The sequence below is a fragment of the Arthrobacter sp. Leaf337 genome, from assembly GCF_001423745.1.
In the GTDB taxonomy this organism is placed as follows: Bacteria; Actinomycetota; Actinomycetes; order Actinomycetales; family Micrococcaceae; genus Arthrobacter.
The window spans coordinates 152,519-172,022 of sequence record NZ_LMPC01000030.1 but is presented as its reverse complement, the minus strand read 5'-3'; the positions used below and the strand labels follow the sequence as shown (position 1 = coordinate 172,022).

Genomic DNA, 19,504 nt, shown 5'->3' with positions numbered 1-19,504 from the left:
GATGGTACTGCACCCGGGAGGGTGTGGGAGAGTAGGTCACCGCCGGAACACCATTCAGGTCGAGAGCCCCAACCACACGGTTGGGGCTCTCCCSCATTTAAACCACCCCTAACACCACACCCCCTCGCGGGTCCTGGCCCCTTTCGCAGGACCCTCCCGCCACCGGCAAAACCGGCCAGGCACCCACGCCAGCCACCGCCGTCGAACCTCCCCCCAAGTGCGAGAGCGACGGGGAAAAACCCGCAGGAAGTGAGAGAGCGTCGCCGTGGTGAGTGCGAAAGGTGAGAGAGCGTTCCGTCCCCGTCCCTGCGGGAGCTGCGCGGCCGTCCGCTGATGGCGAAATACGGGGTCAAAAGGCCTCAAAACCGGTGATTTACCTCAAAAAATGGCGGAAACACGCGGAATTTGCGGACCTGACCGCGGCAAGCTGGTAAGTTTTCGAACAGTGGCTTGTGCGCATGCCGCGTTCAGGCTCCAGAAATCATGACCGTCCAGGAGGACATCAATGGCTAAGAACCGTAGTGAACTTGTTTCAGAGGTAGCAGGCAAGGCCGGCACCAGCCAGGCAGCCGTCAACTCCGTGCTCGATGCACTGTTCGAGGTTTTCGAGACCTCTGTCGCCGCGGGCGAGAAGATCACCATCCCGGGCTGGCTCGCAGTTGAGCGCACCGACCGTGCAGCTCGCACCGGCCGCAACCCGCAGACCGGCGAGACCATCCAGATCGCCGCTGGCCACAGCGTCAAGCTGACCGCTGGCTCCAAGCTGAAGGCTGCTGTCTCCAAGAAGTAGCATCCGGCGTCCAACGCTTGAAAGGGAGCGGCAACCTGAGGGTTGCCGCTCCCTTTGCGTTAATTGGCGAAACCGGCCGATTCGCGGCGCAGGCACCCGTAGCGGACAATGGATAGGTGCCCTCAGCAGCAAAATCCCGCCCCACCGTTCCGCAGCCTTCCCCCACTCCGGGAAAGACTGGGGCATCCGGCAGCGTAACGGGCATTTCGCGGGCATGGCAGTTCGCTGGCCTTGCCGCACTTTTCCTGGGACTTGGGGTGGCCCTCCTGTTCTCCGGGGCAGCCGCCGCACGCGAGGTGTCGGATCCAGGGGCACTGATCCGCTGGGGACTGCCCGTCAGCAAAGCCATCCACAACGTCTCGCTGGCCACAGTGATCGGCGGCCTGATTTTCGCCGTGGGCATCCTGCCCCGCAACGCCAACGGATCCCGGTCCAAGGACACTGCCACACCTGAGCATCCGGCGTTCTCCCGTGCCTTGGCCGTGGCTGCTGCTGCAGGCGCTGCGTGGACGCTGTCAGCGATTGCAGTGCTGGTGCTGACCTATGCGGATGTGGCCGGCCAGTCCCTCTCCGGGGATGCCGAGTTCACCCGCGCGCTGGTCTACTTCATGACGGACATTGAGACCGGCCGGGCCTGGCTCGCCGTCACCATCGTTGCCGCAATAGTGACCACGGCATTGTTCGGAGTCAGGTCTCTGACGGGCCTGGCCCTCACGCTGGTGTTGTCGCTGGTGGGCATGGTGCCCATCGCCCTCATCGGCCACTCCTCAAGCTCAAGCGACCACGAGGGCGCCATCAACTCGCTGGCCCTGCACCTTGTGGGCGTATCGGCGTGGGTGGGCGGCATCATCATGCTGGCTGTCCTGTCCGGCATCCTGACGGGGGCCAACGCCAACGCGGGCGCCAAAGCAGCCGGCAAGGCGGACATCACCGAGTCCACGCTCCGCCGCTTCTCCTCCTTGGCCGGATTCGCCTTTGTCCTGGTATTCGCCTCCGGCGTCATCAACGCGAGCATCCGGATCACCAACTGGCACGACCTTTTCGGATCTGCCTACGGGCAAATGGTGCTTGCCAAGGCCGTCGCCACGCTGATGCTCGGCGGCATCGGCCTCATGCACCGCCAGTGGGTCATCCCGCAGCTGAACCGCAAGGGCGGCGCCCTCTCCTCCCGGCGGGTGCTCTGGCAGCTGGTGATCGCAGAAGTGCTGATCATGGGCGCCACCTCAGGCATCGCCGTCGCCCTTGGCCGTTCCGCCCCGCCGCAGCCGACCACCTTCGCTCCTGACGCCTCGCCGGCTTTCATCCTCTCCGGCTACGAACTGCCGCCTGAGCTGACCCCGGAACGCTGGCTGACAGAGTGGCGTCTGGACTGGCTCTGGATCGCCGTCGCTGCCTTCGGCCTGGTCTCGTATTTCCTCGGCGTGGCAAAGGTCCTTCGCCGGGGCGACAAATGGTCCTGGTTCCGGAGCATCAACTGGGTGATCGGGCTGGTGGTGCTCACCTACGTCACTTCCGGACCGCCGTCGGTCTACGGCCGGGTGCTGTTCTCCGCGCACATGGTGGACCATATGGCGCTGACCATGGTGGCGCCGATCTTCCTGGTGCTTGGCGCGCCCGTGACGCTCGCACTGCGCGCCCTGCCGGCGCGCGGAGACGGCTCGCGGGGCCTGCGTGAATGGCTGCTGCTGTTTGTGCACTCCAAGTTCTCCGAGCTGGTCACGCACCCGCTCTTCGCCGCGGCCAACTTTGCCGGTTCCATCGTGCTTTTCTACTATTCGGATGCGTTCGGCTACGCCATGCGCGACCACGTGGGCCACGAACTCATGAACCTGCACTTCGCCCTTACCGGCTACATCTTCGTCCTGACCATGATCGGCACGGACCCGCTGCCCCGCCGCGCGCCGTATCCCATGCGTCTGTTGCTGCTGCTGGCCACCATGGGCTTCCACGCCTTCTTCGGCGTCGCGATCATGGGCGGCACCAACCTGCTGGCCGCGGACTACTTCGGCAACCTGGGCCGGGCCTGGGGACCCTCCGCGCTGCTGGACCAGCAGATGGGCGGCGCTGTGGCCTGGGGCATCGGCGAAGTACCCACGCTCCTGGTGGCCATCGGCGTCGCCATCATGTGGTCCCGTTCGGATGCACGGGAGTCCAAACGGACCGACCGCGCGGCCGACAGGAATAACGACGCCGATCTCACTGCTTACAACGATATGTTTGCCAAATTGGCTGAACGCGACGCCAAGCTGGCTGAACGCAACTCAAAGCTGGAAGGACGCTGATGAGCGAAACCGTACGCACCCACCTCCGGGTCCGCGCCTCCGAACTGGTGGGCCGTAACTGGCTGAACACCGGCGGGAAATCCCTGGACCTGGAAGCCCTGCGCGGCAAGATCGTGCTCCTGGACTTCTGGACCTTCTGCTGCATCAACTGCCTGCACGTGCTCGATGAGCTGCGCCCGCTGGAAGAGAAGTACTCCGACGTCCTGGTGACGGTGGGCGTTCACTCGCCGAAGTTCGAGCACGAGGCCGACCCCGTCGCCCTCGCCGCCGCCGTGGAGCGCTACGAGATCCACCACCCCGTCCTGGACGACCCCGAGCTGGAGACCTGGAAGGCCTACACGGCCCGCGCCTGGCCCACCCTGGTGGTCATCGACCCCGAGGGCTACATCGTGGCGCACCTGTCCGGCGAAGGCCACGCTGACGGCCTGTCCGTCCTGATCCCGGAACTCATCGCCCAGCACGAGGCCAAGGGAACCCTGCACCGCGGCAACGGCCCGTACGTTGCCCCGGAGCCGACGTCGGGCACGTTGCGCTTCCCGGGCAAGGCCCTCTTCCTCCCGGCCGGCCGCGGCACCCGCTCCAACGGGGCGTCCGACGGCGGGACGTCCGACGGCGCCGCGCCCGACGCCGGCTCCTGGCTCGTCACGGACACTGGCCACCACCGCCTGGTGGAGCTGGACACGGACTTCCACACGGTGCTGCGCACCTACGGTTCCGGAACGAAGGGCTACGCCGACGGCCCCGGCGCCGACGTCGACTCCGTCAAGGCCACCGCACAGTTCAACGAACCGCAGGGCCTTGTCCTGCTGCCGGAAGACGTGGCAGCGAAGACCGGCTACGACGTCGTGATTGCCGACTCCGTCAACCACCGCCTGCGCGGGCTGTCCCTCGCGGACGGAACCGTCACCACGCTCGCCGGCAGCGGCGTGCAGCGCCTCCTGGAGACGGGGCCGGCGCGGGTGGACGAGGACGCGGCAGGCTTCACCGGACGACTGAGCGACCATCCCCTGGACGTCGCGCTGAGCTCGCCCTGGGACGTGGTGTGGTCCGCCAAGCTCGACGCCGTGGTGGTGGCCATGGCCGGCGTCCACCAGATCTTCAGCTTCGACCCGGTCTCCGGTGCCGTGTCCATCCTGGCCGGAAACGGGCTCGAAGGCCTGCTTGACGGTCCCGCCCACGAAGCCTGGTTCGCGCAGTCGTCCGGCCTGGCCGAGGACTCCGACGGCAACATCTGGGTGGCTGACTCGGAAACCTCCGCGCTCCGCAAACTGGTAATCGACGACGACGGTACAGTCACCGTGGAATCCGCCGTCGGCAAGGGCCTGTTCGACTTCGGCTTCCGTGACGGGCCGGCCGCCGACGCACGGCTGCAGCACCCGCTCGGCGTCACGGTGCTGCCGGACGGCTCAGTGGCCATCGCCGACACGTACAACGGTGCCGTGCGCCGCTACGATCCGGCCACCGGTACCGTGTCGACGCTCGCCCGCGGGCTCTCCGAGCCGTCCGACGTGATTGTGGACCACACGCACACGGCCGGCTCCGAGCCGCTGCTGGTGGTGGTGGAAGCCAACAAGCACCAGCTGATCTACGTGCCCATCCCCAAGGAAGCGCAGCAGGTGGACGAGGGTGCGGTGCAGACCCACCGGCCCAAGAGCCCCGTAGCCCCAGGAACGCTGGAACTGACCGTGCGCTTCACGGCGCCCACCGGGCAGAAGCTGGACGACCGCTGGGGCGACCCCACGCAGCTGAAGATCTCCTCCACCCCGCCCGAGCTGCTGGTTGCGGGCGGCGGGACATCAGTGGGCCTGCAGCGGACGCTGGAGCTCTCATCCCACGTTCCGGAGGGCGTCCTGCACATCACTGCCCGCGCTGCCGCTTGCGACGGCCCGGAAACGGCCGACGGCGAGATCCCCGACCACGCTGCTTGCCACCTGTACCAGCAGGACTGGGGCATCCCGGTGGTGCTGCAGGCCGACGGCGACACCGAGCTGGTCCTGGACCTCCGCGGCATGGACTGAGGTCCTACCCAAAGCACTACTGAAGGCTGCGGCCCGTGACCAAGCGTCACGCGCCGCAGCCTTTTGGCGTCCACGGGCAATTGGTCGCCGCGATTCCGGGACGAAACCGGCACGGGACGGAGGCGCCGGCCGCAAGAGCTTGCACGGGGTGACGCCGGATGTGGGCGGCGGAGATTTCCACATAACCTTGCCCGCGGATGCTTGGTGACTCCGGCCTTGTGCAGGATGGCGGCATGGATGTGGAGACAGCGCTGGCCGCTTGCGGGGGAGCGGCGCGGCGGCCCGTACTCGCCCGGCTCGGCGTTGACGATGCTGCACTGCGTCGGGCCGTGAGGGCTGGCGTGCGACAGCCTGCCCGCGGGCTCTATGCGCTCCAGACGGCCAACCCGGACACCGTGGGCCTGCTCCTGCGCCGCCAGCTCCTTACCTGTATCAGTGCCGCGCCCTTCTATGGTCTGTGGGTGCTGGACTCGTCAGGCCCGGCCCATGTGTATCACCGACGGGGCGATGCGTTCGACGGAGATGTGCCGCACGGCGGCCTGCTGCTGCCACCACACGCCAACATGCCTGTAGCGTCCCTTGGAGACGTCCTGATCCATGCCTTACGGTGTTTGCCGCTGCGGGAGTCGCTGATCATGGTCGAATGTGCCGTGGGGCGGGGAGACATGACGGTGGAGTTCCTGCGGCACAGGCTGCCAGGGCGCAGGAACGGGCGTGCCCGCGAGGTCCTGCAGTGGGTGGACCGCGGAGCGGACTCGATGTTGGAAACCCTGGCAAGGACGTGCTTCCGGCAGGCCGGGATCCAAGTCGAAGCCCAGGTCTATATCGACGGCGTCGGTTACGTGGACCTGTTGCTGGAAGGCTGGCTGGTGATCGAGTTGGATGGGCGCCAGCACGGCGAATGGACCCAGGTGAAAAAGGACCAGCGCCGAAACAACCGGTCTGTGGTGCAGGGCTACACAGTGCTTCGTTACTACTACGCGGACGTGGTCCACAGCCCGGGGCGAATGCTGGCCGAAGTTCTCGCCGTTCTTGCCGGGCGCCCTGGCGGCCGGCTCTGAGCTGCAGTCACTGGACGCATGCTTTTGAGCCGCTAAGGGATGAAGTTCCGCTGGATTTAGGGCAAGTATGCTGGGCGGCGGCGTGAAAGTCTGCATGGCGTGACGCACACACTGCGACAGAGCACGGCATCAGCCCGGCAGCCGCCGGGAGCCTAGTAGCTGAGGAGCGGGGTGACCCTGATGGTGTCGCCGTCGACGTCCAGACGGGTGGTGAAGCTGAAGTCGTGCTCGACGTCGAGGTCGGTCACGGCGCCGGTGAACAGGTCGGTCTGCTGCGCCTTCAACCGGGCTTTCCCGTCCAGCGGGGCCACCACCCAGCGGCCGCCGAAGGGTTCGATGGATACCTTCGGGTACTCGCTGATGCTCCAGTTGATGGTTCCCAGCGTGACCCGGTTGAACGTGGCGTGGTAGAACGGGCAGTCCGGCTGCAGCTTCTGCTCCTTAACGGCCTCCGCGGCGCAGGTGTCCAGGAATTCCTTGACCTTCGCGCCCACTGCGTCCTTCAGCGCGGAGGTTGCCTGGGTCAGGAGGCTCAGCGGCGCCGTGGGTACGTCCCGTCCGGACACCGTGGCGTGGCTGGCCGGAGCCGAGAAGTATTCACCGTTCAGGCTGGCCTCGTACTCGCCGGGATAAAAGACGGCGAAGGAATTGCGGCCGTTAGGCATGTTCACCGGAATACCGTTGAGGGTGGCCTGGTTGGAGTTGACCACCGTGACTTCCAGAACGGGCAATGTGGCCGGCACGAATGCCCACTTGTTGAAGAAGAGCCATTCGGTGCCGGTTCGCTCCAGCAGGAACTCGGTGCTGAGCCGGCTGCCGTCAATGGTGTATTCCATCGGAACCATGACCTGGTTCCCCGTGCGGTCCTGCGTCTCGCCGAACTTCACGTTCGTCACCCGGGAAGCGGCCGTCTGCAGCGCTGTTCCGTCCAGCATGGCGGCGTCGCTTTCCGGAACGGAGGCACGCAGGAGGCCCAGCGCTTTTTCGCCTTCGCCCTTCTGCAGTGCGTCCAAATATTCACGTACGGGCTGCTCGGGACTCGCTACCGAGGCGTTGACCAGATTCACCGCAACAACGGCTCCGGCGATGGCAAGCATCAGGCCCAGCAGCCACCCGGCTGCGATCCTCACCAACGCTTGACTCATCTGCACGCACCTTACGTTACCGGTAAGGCACGGGAAAGCAGGTGATGAGGCCTCCCCGCATGACGCTGCAGAGCGGCTGTCAGACAGTCCGACGGCGGCTGGCTGGCTCCCGCTGGGGCCCCTGCAGGCACCCCTGCGGAGGTGCTAGCGGCGGCGCCTCGAGGAGGTGCCGAAGACGCCCCGCAGCAACTCCCGGCCCAGCTGCGTACCGAGCGAACGGGCCATGCTCTTGAGACCGCCGCCGAGTGCGCCACCCAGGGCTCCGGCGAGGTCGCCCATCATTCCACCGCCTTGTTCCTGCTGTGCCGGGGGTGCCTGGCGCTCGCTGCTGCGGGGTCGTTCGGGTGCCGGGGCAGGCCTGCTGCTGGGGCGGCCGAGGATTTCCTCCTCGATGCGGCGGGCATCGGCGTCGACCGCTGCCTGGTCCATTCCCGGAACAGGGCTGCCGGGAACAAAGACGTCCCTGGCCGGAGTGGGCGGCTGGCCGGGGGCAGCCGCGCCGGTGGACGCAGCCTTCGTTCCGGAGATCTTCTCGTAAGCGGACACGTTGTCCACGGCTGTGCCGTATTTGACGAGCAGTGCGGACCCGGCCACGCTGCTCTTGACCAGCTCCTCCGTGCTGGGGCCCATGACCGATTCCGGTGCCCGTAGCCGGGTCAAGGCCACCGGGGTGGGAGCGCCCTTCTCGTTCATCACTGTCACGACGGCTTCGCCGATGCCGGCCGAGGTGAGTGTTTCTTCGAGGTCGTAGTCACTCACCGGGAACGTGGACACGGTGGCTTTCAGGGCCTTGGCGTCTTCCGGGGTGAATGCGCGGAGGGCGTGCTGGATGCGGTTGGCCAGCTGCCCCAGGACATCAGCCGGAACGTCCTTCGGCGTCTGGGTGACGAAGAAGATTCCCACGCCCTTGGACCGGATGAGCCGGACGGTGGTGGTGATGGCCTCCAGGAACGCTTTGGACGCGTCGTTGAACAGCAGGTGGGCTTCGTCGAGGAAGAAGACGAGTTTGGGTTTGTCCAGGTCTCCGGCTTCGGGAAGGTCCTCGAAGAGGTCCGCGAGCAACCACATGAGGAAGGTGGAGAACACCATGGGCTTGGTCTGCAGCGTGGGCAGTTCCAGGCAGGTGACGACGCCGCGTCCGTCCGGGGCTGTGCGCAGCAGCTCGGCGGTGTCGAATTCGGGCTCACCAAAGAAAGCCTCCATGCCCTGGGCCTCGAGGGTCACCAGTTCGCGGAGGATGACGCCGGCGGTCGCCTTGGAAAGGCCGCCCAGCGCTTCAAGTTCGTCCTTGCCCTCGTCCGAAGTGAGGAACTGGATGACCGCCCGGAGGTCCTTCAGGTCGATCAGTTCCAGGTTGTTCTTGTCCGCAAAGTGGAAGACCAGCTGCAGGCTGGATTCCTGGGTGTCGTTGAGTTCCAGGATGCGGGAAAGCAGGATCGGGCCGAAGGAAGTGATGGTGGCCCGGACCGGGATGCCGTTGCCGTCACCGCCGAGCGCCAGGAACTCCACCGGAAAAGTCTTGCCCGCCCAGGCCTGGCCTATGCCGTCCGTGCGGGCCTTCAGTTTCTCGCTGCCCGCTGCGGCGGTTGCGAGGCCCGAGAGATCACCTTTGATATCGGCAAGGAACACGGGTACGCCGGCGTTGGAGAGCTGCTCCGCCATCATGTGGAGCGTGACGGTCTTGCCGGTGCCCGTTGCGCCTGCCACCAGGCCGTGCCGGTTCATCATGGAAAGCGGCAGCCGGACGGGGGCATCCATGTGGACTTCACCGTCCACAATCGCGGCTCCCAGCTCGATGGTGGCGCCCTCCAGGGTGTAGCCCTTCTGGATGGTGGCGACTTTATCTGCAGTGGATTTGATGGCCATGCCGACAGCTTAGCCGCGCGGCTCCAAATCTTTGCTGAATGCCAAGAACTTGATGGTTTCGGGATCGGCCGCCAGGTCGAACAGCGGCTCATACCCGGAGTTGAGGTAGAGGTGTTTCGCCTCGGGCTGCCGTGGTCCCGTGGTCAGGTACACCCGGCTGTAGCCACGGCGGGCGGCGAGGGCTTCAAGCTCGGACAGCACAAACCGGGCCAGTCCGCGGCGGCGGTGGGCCGAGTGTGTCCAGATCCGTTTGAGCTCCGCAGTGTCCGGCCCGTGCCGCCGGAACGCTCCGCCGGCTACGGATTCGCCGTTTTCCTGGACGATCAGCAGGGCACCGCCCGGCGCGGTGAATTCCGCCGCAGGGTAACGGTTGAGTTCTTCGGCGGCCGCTCCCCGGCCGAACAGGTTCCCGTAGCGGGTGTCGTACTCGTGGGCGAGCTCGTCCAGCAGCGGCCGTACCCGGGCGTCGTGCATGGGCAGGCTGAGCACCGTCAGTTCGGACGCCTGCAAAGACGCCGGCGGCTCGGTTAGTTGTTCCATGGCTGAGCCTTTCCCGATACGGCCGGTACAGCCGATGCTTCATCTTCCGCCAGCACGCTAAGGATCCGCCGCGCCAGTGCATCATTCTCACGGAACGGCGCAGCGTTGGTTCCGGGGCGGGCAAAGGCGCCGGCGCCCCAGCCGGAGGTGTTGGGCCCGACGGCGAACAACCTGCGGTTCGGTTCGCCCACCGGGCTGACGAGCTCGCTGGCCGCGGACACCAGCAGCCGGCCGGTTGCATGGAGCCCGTCGGCGGTGAGGACCGTCTGCTCGCTGCCGAATCCGGAGCCGTGCAGGTACCGCAGCAGTGGATTCGCGGAGCCTGCCACTGCCGGGGCGGGCAGCCTAGCCTCGATCAGGGCCTTGGCGGATATCCGCACCCCGCCCCTGACGGACACGGCCACAAACTGCCCCGAGGCCTCATCGGCGCCGACTTCCAGCCCCGGCCCGAGGAACTGCAGCAGCCCGGCCCGGTGGAGTGCCAGCAGCTCCCGCAGCCGCTGTGGCGGAGGGCCGGAGTCCACGAAACTGAAGAATCCGTGCCACCAGCCGTGTACTTCCCGCTGTGACCGCGCGTTCAACCGTTCGGGCGGCACCAGCCGGCCCAGGTCCATGTAGACCTTGAGCAGGGCGATGAACAGCGCCAGCGTCTCCGAGTGGTCAGGGCTGGTGCGCAGCCGGAGGTCGTGCTCGATGTAGGCTGCCACGGCCTCCTGTACGTCATGGCGGCCAGCGAAGTCACGTCCGGCGAGCGGCTGGTCCAGCTTCTCGAAGTCCAGGTGGAACTCCGTGTCCGGCACCGACTCGAGCACCAGCCGCTTGCGTTCGGGGCTGTACCAGTCCAGTGCGGCGAAACGGACCGAAAATTCGTCCCAGCCGATGACCACGCGTTCCGGGTAGCCCGTGAAGAGCTCCCGGTAGTAGCCGTAGCCCGCGTCCTTGGCGATCAACGGCCAGAGGTGCGCGCGGAAATCCAGCTCCCCGTGCTGCGCCAGCAATTCCTGCACGGCGGCGGCGGTAAAGAACTGTGGGGCATCTGCCGGCTCGCCGCGGAGGGCCGAGGAAATCTTGGAATGGTACGGAACCCCGCGCCGCGAACCCGCCCAAAGCCGCGGCTCCGCGCCGGATGCAACGTACGCCAGACCGCCGTCGGGCGTTTCCTCGAACCGGCCGCCCCGGTTTTCGGTCAGCAGGACCACCAGGTCCACGAACGCCAGCCCCATGCCCGAGACGATCACGTCCTGGCCGGGGGCCAGCGCTGAATAGTCGACGTCGGTGGTGTAGCTGGGTGCGGCGTGGAACCCGCCGTGCCGGGCCGCGAAGCCGGCGAAACCCGCGGACGCATCGTCCGGCAGTGAATCGGTGTGGCCAAGGGCGGAAACCACGACGTCGGCGTCAACAGTCCCGCCGCCGGCGAGCCTGACACGGTACGCGCCGGTGCCGTCGTCGCCGTCGGAATCGATCCGTACCGCAGTGTCCCGGTGGACAGTGACTGCGACGTCGGGGCCCAGCGCGGAAACCGCCCGGCGGAAGAACCACTCAAGGTAGACGCTCTGCAGCTGGCGCGTGGGAAACGTGGCGCCGGTCAGGACGCGCAGCTGGCGTTGAAGTTCCGCGGGGAGCGGGGGAACGTCGGTGATGCTGCCGTCCAGGACGCCGGCAGCCCACCCGTCGAGTCCGGGGCCGTCGGCGGCGGGACCCTCGCACGTTACGGAGGCATCGGTGAACATGGTGATGTCCGCTGCCGCGGAGTTGAGCAGCAGGCCGGGGTGCTGGTCATAGCGCCAGATCCGGCCGGAGCCGGGAACGTGGGGCTCGATGACATGGACGGCCAGCGGGCGGGCAAACAGCTCCGGCCGGTTGGCCGCGAGGCGTTCCAGGACGCCGGCCGTCCGGGGACCGCCGCCCACAAAGGCCACGGTAGGGATGTTCGCTGGCACGGCTGGGCTCCTGTTCAGGCGGGGTGGTCCGGGACCGGGGTTTTCGCCTCATGCTAGGCAGCCCGGCAGACCGCGGTCGAGGCTCGGGTCATGGCCGTTCACGCCGCGTAACAGCGCGTAAATCCGTGCAAGAAAACGACTCATGACGCCGTGAGAACCTCCGTGAAGCAATGCAACATGCCGCCTTGCTGCCGCTTTCCGGCGTCCCTAGATTTGCAGCAATCCGAACGCGATAAACCAATCCAGCAAGACAAGAAGCGAGGTGGCGCATGAGTTCAACAGCAACCCGGGCAGCGCAGTCCGCAGCAGGGCCGGCGTCCGCCGGACCTGACGCAGGTGTTTCCAATCCCGGCCCGTCCGCGGAGCCGGGCGGACCCCAGGGACCCGAGAACCCGCAGTCCCGCGGACCCGCCACCGACTACGCCGACTACCGGCTGGTCCCGTCCCGCCACCCGTGGCGCTGGGTGGGCACTGCAGTAGTGGCGCTCGGCGTGGCCGCGGTGGCGTGGTCCCTGGCCACGAACCCGCGCTGGGAATGGGGGGTGGTGGCGCAGTGGTTCACCGCGCAGTCGGTGGTGAACGGGCTGGTGGAGACGCTCAAGCTCACCGCCATCTCCGGCGCCCTCGGGTTCGTCCTGGGCTTCATCCTCGCCCTGATGCGCCTTTCCGCCTCGCCGCTGCTGGTCTCGGTGTCCTGGACCTTCTCCTGGATCTTCCGCTCCACCCCGCTCCTGGTGCAGATGCTCCTTTGGTACAACCTGGGCTACCTCTACGAGAAGATCAGCCTGGGCATTCCCTTCACGGACGTCCGCTTCTTCGAAGTCCAGACCACCACCCTGATCAGCCAGTTCGCGGCTGCAGTCCTGGGCTTGACGCTGAACCAGGCGGCCTACTCTGCGGAGATCATCCGCGGCGGCATCCTCTCGGTGGACCAGGGCCAGCTGGAAGCAGCAGCCGCCCTCGGCATTCCGGCCTGGCGCCGCTCCACCAGGATCGTCCTGCCGCAGGCCATGCGGGCCATCCTGCCCACCGCCTTCAACGAGATCATCGGCCTGGTCAAGGGCACCTCCATCGTTTACGTCCTGGCGTACTCGGAGCTGTTCTACACCGTGCAGGTCATCTACAACCGCACCCAGCAGGTGTTGCCGCTGCTCCTCGTGGCCACGCTCTGGTACGTGGTGATCACCTCGGTGCTCAGCGTTTTCCAGTACTACATCGAACGGCACTATTCGAAGGGCGCTGTGCGGACCCTCCCGCTGACGCCGCTCCAGAAGGCCCGCAGGTTCTTCGCAACCCACGCCGCCGCTTCCGACAACCGAGCAAGGAGCACCCGATGAGCACCGCCGTCGCTGCACCAGAACATCCAACGGCACCCGCAGCAACACGCGGGCTCGTGGAAATCACCAAGGTCCGGAAATCCTTCGGTGCCACTGAAGTCCTCAAGGGCATCACGCTGACCGTTGAACCGGGCGGAGTGGCCGTCATCGTGGGCCCGTCCGGGTCCGGCAAGTCCACCCTGCTGCGCACCATCAACCACCTGGAAAAAGTGGACGGCGGCTTCATCGCCATCGACGGCGAACTGGTGGGCTACGAGGTCCGCGGAAAGCGGCTCCATGAACTGCGCGAGAAGGACATCCTTAAGCAGCGCACCGAAATCGGCATGGTGTTCCAGAACTTCAACCTGTTCCCGCACCTCACTGCGCTGGAAAATGTCACCGAGGCGCCCGTGGTGGCACCGCGTTCCGGCAAGCCGCGCCTCACCAAGGCCGAAGCCCGTGAACGAGGACTGGAACTGTTGGACAGGGTTGGCCTCAAAGACCGCGCCGGCGCCTATCCGCGCCAGCTGTCCGGCGGCCAGCAGCAGCGTGTGGCCATCGCCAGGGCCCTTGCACTGGACCCGAAGATCCTCCTGTTCGATGAGCCCACCTCCGCACTGGACCCCGAACTCGTCAACGAAGTCCTGGATGTCATCCGCGAGCTTGCCACATCCGGCACAACGCTGATCATCGTCACCCACGAAATGGGGTTCGCCCGCGACGTGGCGGACACCGTGGTCTTTATGGACCAGGGGCAGATCGTGGAACAGGGCGCACCCCAGGACATCTTCACCAACCCGCAGGAAGAACGCACCCGGAGTTTCTTCTCCAAGGTGATCGAACCCGCTTTCAACATCTAAAGGACCTCCCCATGGCACTCTCCACCTTCCGGCACAACAGCAGCGGCCGAACGCGCACGCTGGCGGCGCTTCCCGCCGTCGTCCTCCTCGGGACCCTGTCCGGCACCCTGGCGCTGAGCGGCTGCGCTGATCCGGGCGCGGCGGCCTCGGGACAGCAGCCGGCGACGACGGCGGCTCGCAACGGCGTCGTCTACAACACGTCACCGGACCAGCAGCGGATCCGGGCGGAGAAGGACGCGGCGCTCGCCGCCAAGGTCCCCGAGTTCATCGGCAAGGACGGCAAGCTCACCGTGGCCACCACGGCCGGGTCCATCCCGCTGTCCTTCCACGCCACGGACGACAAGACGCCCATCGGTTCCGAACTGGACATCGCCCAACTCGTGGCGGACAAGCTGGGACTCGAGCTCGACATCCAGGTCACGTCCTGGGAGAACTGGCCGCTGAAGACCCAGTCCGGCGACTTCGAGGCAGTGTTCTCCAACGTGGGCATCAACGCCGCCCGCGTGAAGCTGTTCGACTTCGCCAGCTACCGGGCCGCCTACATGGGCTTCGAGGCCAAGAAGAGCTCCAGCTATGACATCAAGGGCGCGGACGACATCTCCGGCCTGAAGGTCTCGGTGGGTTCCGGCACCAACCAGGAAAAGATCCTGCTGGCGTGGAACAAGGAACTGGAGGGCAAGGGCAAGGCGCCGGCGGTGCTGCAGTACTACTCCTCCGACGCCGACACCATCCTGGCGCTGTCCTCGGGCCGCACCGACCTGAACATCGCGCCCTACCCGTCCACGGCGTACCGCGAAAACACCCGGGACGACCTGAAGATCGTGGGCAAGGTCAACGCCGGCTGGCCGTCCGAAACCCTGGTGGCCGCCACATCGCTCAAGGGCAACGGGCTGGCCCCGGTCATCACCGAGGCGCTGAACTCCGCCATCAAGGACGGATCCTACGGCAAGGTCCTGGAACGCTGGGGCCTGTCCGAGGAAGCATTGCCGGAGTCCAAGACGGTCACTGAAGCCAACTTCGGGACCCCCCAGGCAGGGAAAACACAGTGAAGTTCCAGGTCCTCGACATCATCCCGCACCTGAAGAACCCGGTCACAGGGGCGATCGTCTCCACGGCTGACCGGCTCAACCAGGTGGTCCGGACCGCGCAGCGCGCCGAGGAGTTGGGCTACGACAGCTTCTCGGTGGGGGAGCGGCACGCCGGGGAGTTCATCTCGTCGTCGCCCACCACCGTGCTGGCCGCCGTCGCCGCTGTTACCAGCCGGATCCGGCTGCAAAGCGGGGTGACCGTCCTCCCCGTCCTTGACCCCGTGCGCGTTGCGGAGGACTACGCCACGATCGACCAGCTGAGCCGGGGACGGTTGGAACTGGTGATCGGCAAAGGCAACGAAGTGCTGCAGTACCCGCTTTTCGGCCTGGACCTTGACGACCAGTGGGACCTTCTGGCCGAAAAATACGGGCTGCTCCGCCGGCTGTGGACCGAGGAAAACGTCACGTGGTCCGGAACATTCCGGTCCGCGCTGACAGAACCGACCACCACCACGCCCCGGCCGTTCGCCGGCGCGCCCCGGGTGTGGCACGGCTCCGCCACCACCCTGACCTCCGCGGCGCTCGCGGCAAAGTGGGGCGATCCGCTGTTCACCGCCAATGCCATCCAGCCGCGGGAAAACTACCAGGTGCTGATCGATCACTACCGCGAAGAGTACGAACGCCACGGGCACGATCCGCGGCACCAGTTCCTCGGATCGGACAGCGGCGCCGGCGGCGTGTTCATAGCGGACACCACGCAGGAGGCCAAGAGGCAGTTCGGCCCTGTGTACGAGGCACTGACCGCCGGCCGGAATGTGCCGGGGAACAATTCGCCGTTCCGCGACATCGACCATGCGGTCGCGGAAGGGCCCGCCCTGGTGGGCAGCCCGGAGCAGGTGGTGGACAAGATCCTCAGCTACCACCGGCTGTACGGCCACGACCTCCAGTCCATCTCGCTGCCCACCACGCTGCCGTTTGAGCAGCAGCTGGAGATCCTGGAACGGTTTGCACTCGAGGTCATCCCCAAAGTCCGGGCGGCCGCGCCCACGCGCCTGTGGGAAGCGCCGGATCCATTCGGCGGCCGTCCGGAGTCTGCCGGGGCCACCGAACCGGACGCCGCCGCCACCGTCGCCGCCGACCACGACAACTACAGGAGCGATCATGCCCACGTATACGCACACTGAAACTTCGTTCGCCACGGCCTGGGCCGAGTGGCACGCCGCCCATGAGCGGCACCGCGCCGACCCCCACGGCTTCCTGGCCGTCACGCACCTGCACTGGCTCGGGGAGGAACCCGCGCGGCTTGACGGCGTTCCCGGCACCTGGAATGTGGAGAACGACGCCGTCCGCCTGGTCTTGGCGGATGGCGAGACCCTGCAACAGGACGGCAGGGAACTAAACGCCGACGGCGGCGCCACCGTGCTGTTTGGGCCCATCGCCGAACGTGGCGGGGTCAACCTCGCGGCGGGGGACACCGTCGTCGAGCTCGCCAAGCGTGGCGGTGAATACATCGTCCGGCCGCGCCACCCGGAGAACCCGCTGCTCCGGGAGTACACCGGTACGCCTGCGTACGCACCGGACCCGGCATTCGCCGTGGACGGAACATTCGTTCCGTTCGACGAACCGCGCCCCACCACGGTGGGGGCTGCCGTCGAGGGCATCCAGCATGTGTACGAAGCACCCGGCCAGGTCCGGTTCCGGCTGGGCGGGAAGGACGTGACGCTGACGGCGTTCAACGGCCACGCGCCGGGCAGCCTGTCCGTGCTGTTCACGGATGAAACGTCCGGCAAGACCACCTACGCAGCCAACCGCTCGCTGACCATTGCGGCACCCGGAGCGGATGGCACGGTCCACCTGGACTTCAACCGGGCCGTGAACCTGCCGTGCGCCTACACAGACCTGGCCACATGCCCGCTGCCGCCCGCCGAGAACCGGCTACCGGTAGCGGTCGAAGCCGGCGAGCAGACGCCCACCGAACGTCAGGAGGCATGATGGGCAACACAAACAACACCGCCGGAGGCTGGGGATTCCTGGCGCTGGAGCTCGACGGCGTTGCCGGGGGAGCTTCGGCACTCGCCGCCGCCGTGCTGGCCGCCGAGTCGGCCGGTTTCCACGCCGTGACATTCAGCGATTCCCCGGCGCAGGGACGGCTGAACGCGCTGCAGCGCGCCGCGTTCGCAGGGCCGCTGACCCGCTCCCTTGTCCTGATCCCGGAAGTGGATACGGCCTACACCGAGCCCTTCCACGCCTCCACCCAGCTCGCCAGCCTGGACTACGTCAGCGGCGGGCGTGCCGGCTGGATCGCAACCGCAGAGGACAACCCCGCGGCGGCCGCCGCCGTCGGGCGCTCGTACGTTGCCGGTGACGGCCTTGCGCAGGAAACCGCGGCGTCCATCGAGGTCAGCCGCAGGCTCTGGGACTCCTGGGAGGACGACGCCGTGATCCAAGACGTCGCCAGCGGCCGCTACCTCGACGCCGGAAAGCTGCACTACGTGGACTTCGACGGCCCCGGCTACTCGGTCAAGGGCCCGTCCATCATCCCCCGCCCACTGCAGGGACAGCTGCCGGTGCTCGTGCCGGCGTCCCTCGTGGGTTCTGGCCTGGTTGAGCCCTCCGCGGTGGACGCAGTCCTGGTCTCCGCCCCGACGGCGGAGCTCCTCGCGGAGGAAGTCCGTGACGTGCGGGATCGTCTGGGCGGCGCTTCGCCCGCCGTCGTGGTGGAGCTCGACGTCGTTCTGGACGCCCGCGGGCAGGGCGCCGCCCAGCGGCTTGGGGACGAATCGTCCGCCCTCGGGGAGCCAGGCAGCGGCGGGGTTGACGGTGCCCGGCGGGCACGCTTCGCCGGATCCGCGGCCGACTTGGCCGATCTGCTGACCGAAGTGCTGGAAGTGGCGGACGGTGTCCGGCTGCATCCGGCCAGGTTCGACATCGACTTCGAGGAACTGTCCCGGCTGGTGCTGCCGGAACTCCGGCGCAGGGGAGTGCTCGCCCCGGTGCCGCCGGACGGGACCTTCAGGGACCTGCTGGGCCTCGAACGTCCAGCCAGCCGCTATGCCGCAACCGCCGTCGGGAACTAGGGGAAAACCATGACACAGCACAGCCGTGCTAAATACCAGCCGAGCGGCAAGCTCCAGTTCGGCATCTTCTTCCAGGGCGTGAACTCGGGGACCATCTGGAAGGCAGCCGAGTCCGGCTCGCAGACGGACTTCGAATCGTTCCGGCGCATCGCCCAGACGGCGGAACGGGGACTGTTTGCCGCCTTCTTCCTGGGTGAGGGGCTCCGGCTCCGTGAGCACCTGGGCCGCCCGCATGAACTGGACGTTGCCGGACGCCCCGACGCCCAGGCGATGCTCGCAGCCCTGGCCGCGGTGACCTCCAACATCGGACTCGTTGCCACCCAGAACACCACCTACAACGATCCGGCGGACCTGGCGCACAGGCTTTCCTCGCTGGACCTGCTCTCCGGCGGACGCGCGGCGTGGAACATCGTCACCACGGACAACGCCTGGACCGGCGCCAACTTCCGCCGCGGCGGGTACCTGGACCACGCCGACCGGTACACGCATGCCGAGGCGTTCGTGGAGACCGCCAAGCGGATCTGGGATTCGCATGACCCGGCCGCCGGGCAGTGGCAGCGCGTGGTCCACGAAGGGCAGCACTACACCGTGGACGTGACCCCGCGGCTGCCCCGCAGCGCCCAGTACCGGCCCGTGCTGTTCCAGGCTGGCGACTCCCCGGAGGGCCGGAACTTCGCTGCCCGGCAGGCCGACGTTATTTTCTCCGCCCACCCCAAGCTCGACGACGCCCTGGACTTCCGGCGCGACATCGTGGAGCGGACGCTGGACGCAGGACGGGGGGCGAGCGACGTCAAAATCATGCCGGCCAGCGAGTTCATCCTTGCCGCGACGCCGGAGGAGGCCCGGGACAAGAAAGCCTGGGTCCGCAGCCTCCAGATCGGACCGCAGCAGGCCATCGCCTACCTGGAACAGTTCTGGGGACGCGAACTGGGTGAATACGATCCGGACGGGCCGCTGCCGGAGATTGATCCAGTGGTGGAGGAAACTTCCGAGACCCGCGGCAGCGGCTTCCACGGGGCCAAGGCGCGCCAGCTGGCCGACCAGTGGCGGGCGGAAGCCAAGGAGAAGGGACTGTCCATCCGCCAGTTCGTCTCGGCCAAGACCAGCCGCGTGGACGCCACCTTCAACGGCTCCTACTCCGAGGTTGCCGACCGGCTGGTGGAATACGCCCGCACCGGCGCCGTGGACGGCTTCAACATCTCGCCGTGGCTGATTCCCACCGGCCTGGACGACATCGTCAACCACTTGGTGCCCGCACTGCAGGAACGCGGCGTCTACCCCACCGAATACGCCGGCAGCACGCTGCGGGAAAACCTTGGACTGGCCACGCCGGAACGTGCGGAGTCCGCCGTCGGGGCTGCGCCTTCGGAAGCGAGGGTCTGAGCCGATGGGCGGCGACGTGTCCGGCACGGAAGTGGGAGATGCTGACCGGCAGTCGGCCGCGGATACGGTGAAGCTGCAGCTGACCATCTGGCAGCAGTACCTCTAGAGGACCGGGCCCGCCCATCAAGGGAATCCCCGCCGGACGGAGTCCGGCGGGGATTCTTTGTGCTGGTGGCCTGCGTGATCTGCGCGCCGGAG

At 67.1% G+C, this 19,504-nt stretch carries 15 protein-coding genes; 11 read left to right on the top strand and 4 right to left on the bottom strand.

Going from position 1 to position 19,504, the window contains the following annotated elements; translation table 11 throughout:
• Positions 1–505 precede the first annotated feature (505 nt).
• The 4 genes from ASF98_RS22555 (at position 506) to ASF98_RS22540 (ending at position 6,151) form a co-directional block, all read left to right on the top strand.
• Complete coding sequence (locus ASF98_RS22555) at positions 506–790, top strand: HU family DNA-binding protein (RefSeq protein ID WP_028271010.1); 285 nt, start codon at positions 506–508, stop codon at positions 788–790.
• Between the two features lie 116 nt (positions 791–906).
• Entirely contained in the window at positions 907–3,072 is a 2,166-nt protein-coding gene (locus ASF98_RS22550; RefSeq protein ID WP_055807143.1) for a cytochrome c oxidase assembly protein, read from the top strand.
• Positions 3,072–5,090, top strand: coding sequence for an NHL domain-containing thioredoxin family protein (locus ASF98_RS22545; protein WP_055807139.1), 2,019 nt, complete (start codon positions 3,072–3,074; stop codon positions 5,088–5,090). The genes ASF98_RS22550 and ASF98_RS22545 overlap by 1 nt, the downstream gene beginning before the upstream one ends.
• Positions 5,091–5,323: 233 nt before the next feature.
• Entirely contained in the window at positions 5,324–6,151 is an 828-nt protein-coding gene (locus ASF98_RS22540) for an endonuclease domain-containing protein (protein WP_055807136.1), read from the top strand.
• A gap of 152 nt (positions 6,152–6,303) precedes the next feature.
• Here ASF98_RS22540 and ASF98_RS22535 read toward each other — a convergent pair whose 3' ends face one another.
• The 4 genes from ASF98_RS22535 to ASF98_RS22520 all read right to left on the bottom strand — a co-directional run bounded on the left by ASF98_RS22535 (position 6,304) and on the right by ASF98_RS22520 (position 11,642).
• On the bottom strand, positions 6,304–7,296 hold the full coding sequence (locus ASF98_RS22535; protein ID WP_200939440.1) for a hypothetical protein: 993 nt from the start codon (positions 7,294–7,296) through the stop codon (positions 6,304–6,306).
• Positions 7,297–7,440: 144 nt separating this feature from the next.
• Positions 7,441–9,162 (bottom strand): helicase HerA-like domain-containing protein, encoded by a 1,722-nt coding sequence (locus tag ASF98_RS22530; protein WP_055807133.1) that lies wholly within the window; start codon positions 9,160–9,162, stop codon positions 7,441–7,443.
• Positions 9,163–9,171: 9 nt separating this feature from the next.
• A complete protein-coding gene (locus tag ASF98_RS22525; protein ID WP_055807131.1) occupies positions 9,172–9,702 on the bottom strand; it encodes a GNAT family N-acetyltransferase in 531 nt (176 codons plus the stop codon).
• Positions 9,690–11,642 carry an FAD/NAD(P)-binding protein gene (locus ASF98_RS22520; RefSeq protein WP_055807128.1) on the bottom strand — a complete coding sequence of 651 codons (1,953 nt, stop codon included), beginning with the start codon at positions 11,640–11,642 and terminating at the stop codon, positions 9,690–9,692. The genes ASF98_RS22525 and ASF98_RS22520 overlap by 13 nt, the downstream gene beginning before the upstream one ends.
• Before the next feature lie 269 nt (positions 11,643–11,911).
• Between ASF98_RS22520 and ASF98_RS22515 the strand changes: the two genes are divergently transcribed.
• The 7 genes from ASF98_RS22515 to ASF98_RS22485 are packed head-to-tail and all read left to right on the top strand — an operon-like array spanning position 11,912 to position 19,306.
• A complete protein-coding gene (locus ASF98_RS22515) occupies positions 11,912–12,979 on the top strand; it encodes an amino acid ABC transporter permease (protein WP_055807125.1) in 1,068 nt (355 codons plus the stop codon).
• Positions 12,976–13,818 (top strand): amino acid ABC transporter ATP-binding protein, encoded by an 843-nt coding sequence (locus ASF98_RS22510; RefSeq protein ID WP_055807122.1) that lies wholly within the window; start codon positions 12,976–12,978, stop codon positions 13,816–13,818. The genes ASF98_RS22515 and ASF98_RS22510 overlap by 4 nt, the downstream gene beginning before the upstream one ends.
• A gap of 11 nt (positions 13,819–13,829) precedes the next feature.
• Positions 13,830–14,867 carry a transporter substrate-binding domain-containing protein gene (locus ASF98_RS22505; protein WP_055807119.1) on the top strand — a complete coding sequence of 346 codons (1,038 nt, stop codon included), beginning with the start codon at positions 13,830–13,832 and terminating at the stop codon, positions 14,865–14,867.
• Entirely contained in the window at positions 14,864–16,030 is a 1,167-nt protein-coding gene (locus tag ASF98_RS22500) for an LLM class flavin-dependent oxidoreductase (RefSeq protein WP_055807116.1), read from the top strand. The genes ASF98_RS22505 and ASF98_RS22500 overlap by 4 nt, the downstream gene beginning before the upstream one ends.
• Entirely contained in the window at positions 16,008–16,838 is an 831-nt protein-coding gene (locus ASF98_RS22495) for a DUF1684 domain-containing protein (protein ID WP_055807113.1), read from the top strand. The genes ASF98_RS22500 and ASF98_RS22495 overlap by 23 nt, the downstream gene beginning before the upstream one ends.
• On the top strand, positions 16,838–17,923 hold the full coding sequence (locus ASF98_RS22490; RefSeq protein ID WP_055807110.1) for an LLM class flavin-dependent oxidoreductase: 1,086 nt from the start codon (positions 16,838–16,840) through the stop codon (positions 17,921–17,923). Before ASF98_RS22495 ends, ASF98_RS22490 begins: the two co-directional genes overlap by 1 nt.
• Positions 17,924–17,932: 9 nt before the next feature.
• Positions 17,933–19,306, top strand: coding sequence for an NtaA/DmoA family FMN-dependent monooxygenase (locus ASF98_RS22485; RefSeq protein WP_055807107.1), 1,374 nt, complete (start codon positions 17,933–17,935; stop codon positions 19,304–19,306).
• Positions 19,307–19,504 lie beyond the last annotated feature (198 nt).